The following is a 5,971-nucleotide window of genomic DNA, read 5'->3' on the forward strand; positions in this document are numbered from 1 at the left end:
AGAACACAAAGAATTTGTATGCAACCATGACGACGATATATTAGAACTATATTTGGCGGATAAAGAAATCTTACCGGCAGATTATTGGAATGCGATAATCGCTCTTGTGGCAAAAGCCAAAGCCTATCCGGTCTTGCATGGATCAGCAATGTGCAATATTGGCATCAATGAGTTGTTAGACGCCATCATTTCTTTTATATTTCCTCCGGCATCAGTCCCCAATAGACTTTCAGCTTATCTTTATAAAATAGAACATGACCCCAAAGGGCATAAAAGAAGTTTTCTAAAAATTATTGACGGAAGGCTGAGACTTCGAACCGTTATAAAAGTCAATGATTCTGAAAAATTCATCAAGATTAAAAATCTAAAAACCATTTATCAGGGCAAAGAGATAAATGTTGATGAAGTGGTTGCTAATGATATCGCAATTATAGAAGATATAGAAGAATTAAGAATCGGAGATTATTTAGGTGTTAAACCTTGTCTGATTCAAGGATTATCTCATCAGCATCCCGCCCTCAAATCTTCTGTCCGACCAGACAAGCCCGAAGAGAGAAGCAAGTTGATATCCGCTCTAAATGTATTGTTTATTGAAGACCCGTCTCTGTCCTTTTCCATAAATTCATATAGTGATGAATTGGAAATCTCGTTATATGGTTTAACCCAAAAAGAAATCATACAAACATTGCTGGAAGAACGATTCTCCGTAAAGGCCCATTTTGATGAAATCAAGACTATCTACAAAGAACGACCTAAAAAGAAGGTGAATAAGATTATCCATATCGAAGTCCCTCCCAACCCTTACTGGGCCTCCATAGGACTGACTCTTGAACCTTTACCGATAGGGTCAGGGTTGCAAATCGAAAGTGAAATCTCCTTTGGTTATCTGAACCATTCTTTTCAAAATGCCGTTTTTGAAGGAATCCGTATGTCTTGCCAATCGGGATTGCATGGATGGGAAGTGACGGATTTGAAAGTAACCTTTACTTATGCCCTTTATTATAGTCCGATAAGTACCCCTGCCGATTTTAGACAATTGTCTCCTTATGTCTTCAGGTTGGCTTTGCAACAATCAGGAGTGGATATTCTCGAACCGATGCTCTATTTTGAGTTACAGATACCACAAGTAGCAAGTTCCAAAGCTATTACAGATCTGCAAAAAATGATGTCTGAGATTAAAGGTATCAGTTGTAATAATGAGTGGTGTCTTATTGAAGGGAAAGTTCCATTAAATACAAGTAAAGACTATGCCTCAGAAGTAAGTTCATACACTAAAGGCTTAGGCACTTTTATGGTTAAGCCGTGTGGGTATCAAATAACAAAAGGCGGTTATTCTGATAATACCCGTATGGAAGAAAAGGATAAACTTTTATTCATGTTTGAAAAATCAGTATCATCAAAATAATGGAACGATCCAGGAATTTCTATAAGACAATACGGTTGGGGTATATACTTATCTCCGTTCTTATCGGATGTATAGCATATAATAGCTTCTATGAATGGCAGGAGATAGAAGCATTAGAACTTGACAATAAAAAAATAGACGAGTTCCGAAAAGAGATAAACAATATCAATATTCAAATGATAAAATTCTCTCTATTTGGTGAAACAATACTGGAATGGAACGATAAAGATATCGAACATTACCATGCACAGCGTATGGCAATGGACAGTATGCTCTGCCGTTTCAAAGCTACCTATCCGGCAGAGCGTATAGACAGCGTACGCCATCTTCTCGAAGATAAGGAACGGCAGATGTGCCAAATCGTGCAGATACTTGAACAGCAACAAGCCATCAACGATAAGATACCCCGTCAAGTACCCGTAATCGCGCAGAAAAGTGTGCAAGAACAACCCAAGAAACCTAAACGAAAAGGATTCTTGGGCATCTTCGGCAAAAAGGAAGAAGCGAAACCAACTGTGACTACCACGATGCACCGTTCCTTTAACCGGAATATGAGAACCGAACAACAGGCGCAAAGCCGTCGCTTATCGGTTCATGCCGATAGCCTTGCCGCACGAAATGCGGAACTTAACAGGCAACTGCAAGGACTGGTTGTTCAAATAGACGGGAAAGTACAAACTGACCTACAAAAGCGGGAAGCCGAGATAACAGCCATGCGGGAACGGTCGTTCATTCAGATTGGGGGCTTGACAGGGTTCGTTATACTGCTACTGGTCATATCATATATCATCATACACCGAAATGCCAACCGCATCAAGCGATATAAACAGGAAACCGCAGATTTAATTGAGCGACTGCAACAAATGGCAAAGCGAAACGAGGCACTGATAGCCTCTCGCAAGAAAGCCGTTCATACCATTACCCATGAATTACGTACACCACTGACGGCAATAACGGGTTATGCCGGACTGATGCGGAAAGACTGCAATACGGATAAAACCGGGACGTATATCCGAAACATTCAGGAATCTTCTGACCGCATGCGTGAAATGCTGAACACCCTGCTGAATTTTTTCCGGCTGGACAACGGCAAGGAACAGCCTAATTTCTCCGCATGTAGGATTTCCGCAATCACACATACGCTCGAAACGGAGTTTATGCCAATCGCCATAAACAAAGGACTGACTCTGACAATACATTGCCACAAGGATGCCTTTGTATGTACAGATAAGGAACGCATCTTGCAAATCGGGAACAACCTGCTGTCCAACGCTATCAAGTTCACGGAGAACGGCAGTGTTTCTTTGCGGGCAGATTATGATAACGGTCTGCTGAAACTTATCGTCGAAGATACGGGTACAGGTATGACCGAAGAGGAACAGCAACGGGTATTCGGGGCGTTTGAACGTCTGTCAAACGCTGCCGCAAAGGATGGCTTCGGATTAGGTCTTTCCATTGTTCAGCGTATTGTGACAATGCTCGGCGGCACAATCCGTCTGGAGAGCGATAAAGGCAAAGGTAGCCGTTTCACGGTGGAAATCCCCATGCAGACAGCCGAGGAACTACCGGAACGGATAAATCAAACACAGGTTCATCATAACCATACATTCCACGATGTGGTTGCCATCGACAATGACGAAGTGCTGCTCCTGATGCTGAAAGAAATGTATGCACAGGAAGGGATACACTGCGATACCTGCACCAATGCTGCGGAGCTGATGGAACTGATACGAAAAAAGGAATACAGCCTTCTTCTGACGGATCTGAATATGCCGGATATAAACGGTTTCGAGTTGCTGGAACTGTTGCGCACTTCCAACGTTGGCAATTCAAGGGATATCCCGGTAATCGTGACAACCGCTTCGGGCAGTTGCGGCAAAGAGGAACTTATAGAACATGGATTCACAGAATGCCTGTTCAAGCCGTTCTCCATATCTGAACTGATGGAGATTTCAAATAAATGCGCCATGAATGCGGCACAAAATGAAAAGCCGGGTTTCACCTCCCTGCTATCCTACGGCAATGAAGCCGTCATGCTGGAGAAATTGATAACGGAAACAGAAAAGGAAATGCAGTCGCTCAGGTATGCGGAACAACGGAAAGACCTTCCGGAACTGGACGCCCTAACACACCACCTGCGCAGCTCTTGGGAGATACTCCGTGCCGACAGACCGTTGAGGGAACTTTATAAACTGATTCATCACAATGGCACACCTGACGACAAAGCAATAGGCAATGCCGTAAGAGCTGTGCTGGATAAGGGTTCGGAGATAATCCGGCTGGCAAAAGAAGAAAGGAAGAAATACAACAATGGATAAGATAAAAATCATCGTGGTGGAGGACAACATCGTGTATTGCGAGTTTGTCTGTAACCTGCTGGCACGTGAGGGATTCCGTACCGTGCAGGCTTTCCACCTCTCGACAGCGAGGAAACTTCTGCAACAAGCCGCTGACGGGGACATCGTGGTTTCAGACCTGCGCCTACCTGACGGCAATGGTATCGACCTGTTGCGTTGGATGCGCAAAGAGGGTATGACGCAGCCGTTCATCATCATGACCGACTATGCCGAAGTGCATACGGCGGTTGAAAGTATGAAACTCGGCTCGCTGGACTACATACCCAAACAACTCGTGGAGGACAAACTCGTGCCTCTTCTCCGTACCATACTGAAAGAGCGGAATATCGGGCGGAGCCGTATGCCCGTGTTTGCCCGTGACGGTTCCGCCTTCCGGAAAATCATGCACCGGATAAGGCTGGTAGCACCAACCGACATGAGCGTACTGATATTCGGAGAGAACGGCACGGGCAAGGAGCATATCGCCCACCATCTGCATGATAAAAGCAAACGTTCCGGCAAGCCGTTCGTGGCTGTGGACTGCGGATCGTTAAACAAAGAGCTTGCTCCATCGGCATTTTTCGGACACGTCAAAGGCGCATTCACCGGTGCGGACAGTGCCAAGAAAGGATATTTCCATGAAGCCGAAGGCGGCACGCTGTTTTTGGACGAAGTGGGCAACCTCGCACCGGAAACCCAACAGATGCTTCTGCGTGCCATACAGGAGCGGCGATACCGCCCCGTTGGTGACAGGACGGATAGAAGTTTCAATGTCCGTATTATCGCTGCCACCAACGAGAATCTGGAAAAGGCGGTCAATGAAAAGCGTTTCCGGCAGGACTTGCTGTACCGTCTGCACGACTTCGATATAACCGTTCCGCCGCTGCGTGATTGTCAGGAAGACATCATGCCGCTGGCAGAGTTTTTCCGCGAGATTGCCAATAATGAATTGGAGTGCAAGGTTAGCGGAGTCATCTCCGAAGCACGGAAAGCGTTGCTGACCCATTCATGGCCTGGCAACGTGCGCGAGCTTCGGCAGAAAATCATGGGCGCGGTGTTGCAGGCACAGACGGGACTTGTCACGAAAGAGCATCTGGAACTTGGGATAACCGAAACAACCTCTATTACCGGCTTCTCCCTACGCAACGATGAGGAAGATAAAGAGCGGATTCTGCGTGCTTTGAAGCAGGCTGACGGGAACCGGAAGGTCGCTGCCGAATTGCTTGGAATAGGCAGGACAACACTCTATAATAAACTGGAAGAATATGGATTGAAGTATAAATTTGAGCAACCATAGCCCGCAATTCGCTGAAAATGGCTATCTTTGCATGACATATTAGAAGGTAACGGCGACTGGCAGAGCCTTTTGCCGCCTATATATAACATAAGACCGCAAGGCGTTTCGAGCGAAAATCTGGTAAATTGACACTACGGAGACGATTGCGTGATGCTTATGCTATGCCTACGCATAGCGTGCATTCACGTACTCTCCGTAAAAGGCTTTACCAGAGCCGTCGCTCGAAAGTAGTGTGATTTGCACGCTACTTTTTTGTCCTTGCCCAACGAAAGGAAACGATAATGGGTAAAGTACAGATTCTTGCCGTCCTCACGATGGACGGTTGTCAAAGCTCCGAGTTATGTTGCAAAGCGTATAAGGAACTGCGCCTTGAAGATTGCGGCATCAATAAGATAAGGGAAAACGCCCTTTATCATATCACACCGGATTATTCCATATCTATGCTTGACGAATGGCGGAAATCCACAACAGACATCTGCTATCTGGCAGAAGTCACTCCTGAAAAGGCGGACTACATCAACGGGCTGCTGCGTATGCGTGTGGTGGATGAAATCATACTTTACACGATTCCTTTCATTGCCGGAACGGGAAAGCGTTTCTTCCAGTCCGCCTTGCCACAGGGACAATGGACGCTGACCTCACAGAAGGTGTACCGCAACGGAGTGGTCCGCCATATCTATAAAGCGTGCGTTTGATGTCCGGAAAGTGGACGAATGTTCAGTAAATGAACACTTTAAGCTGAATACAATTCCTGTCGGATAAATAAATTGAGAAATTATCACACTGAAATCCAGCACCTTGCAGAGAGCGTGCCGGATTTTTTCTTTTATGTACACGCTTTTTGCCAATCATATTCATGTGCGCATACCGAAAAACAGAGTGTAAAATTTCAAAATTGACAGGACATGAATTATTTCTTATTGGCGGAAACCG

General features: G+C 45.5%; 4 protein-coding genes. All 4 read left to right on the forward strand.

From position 1 onward, the window contains the following. On the forward strand, positions 1–1,405 hold a 1,405-nt coding region (locus AB5935_RS23025), incomplete at its 5' end, for a tetracycline resistance ribosomal protection protein (protein ID WP_368327603.1). Next, a complete protein-coding gene (locus AB5935_RS23030) occupies positions 1,405–3,723 on the forward strand; it encodes an ATP-binding protein (RefSeq protein WP_005944277.1) in 2,319 nt (772 codons plus the stop codon). The genes AB5935_RS23025 and AB5935_RS23030, both read left to right, overlap by 1 nt. Then, positions 3,716–5,038, forward strand: coding sequence for a sigma-54-dependent transcriptional regulator (locus AB5935_RS23035; RefSeq protein ID WP_368327604.1), 1,323 nt, complete (start codon positions 3,716–3,718; stop codon positions 5,036–5,038). Before AB5935_RS23030 ends, AB5935_RS23035 begins: the two co-directional genes overlap by 8 nt. Before the next feature lie 281 nt (positions 5,039–5,319). Then, the gene (locus AB5935_RS23040) at positions 5,320–5,733 is read left to right on the forward strand and encodes a dihydrofolate reductase family protein (protein ID WP_005944197.1); all 414 of its coding nucleotides are present in this window, start codon (positions 5,320–5,322) and stop codon (positions 5,731–5,733) included. The last annotated feature ends 238 nt before the right edge of the window (positions 5,734–5,971 follow it).

The sequence above is a fragment of the Phocaeicola sp. RTP21198st1_B8_RTP21198_201120 genome, from assembly GCF_040929485.1.
In the GTDB taxonomy this organism is placed as follows: domain Bacteria; phylum Bacteroidota; class Bacteroidia; order Bacteroidales; family Bacteroidaceae; genus Phocaeicola; species Phocaeicola dorei.

Coding starts and splice junctions, on each gene's coding strand:
- AB5935_RS23040 (WP_005944197.1), top strand. CDS start 5,320: ATGGGTAAAGTACAGATTCTTGCCGTCCTCACGATGGACGGTTGTCAA.
- AB5935_RS23030 (WP_005944277.1), top strand. CDS start 1,405: ATGGAACGATCCAGGAATTTCTATAAGACAATACGGTTGGGGTATATA.
- AB5935_RS23035 (WP_368327604.1), top strand. CDS start 3,716: ATGGATAAGATAAAAATCATCGTGGTGGAGGACAACATCGTGTATTGC.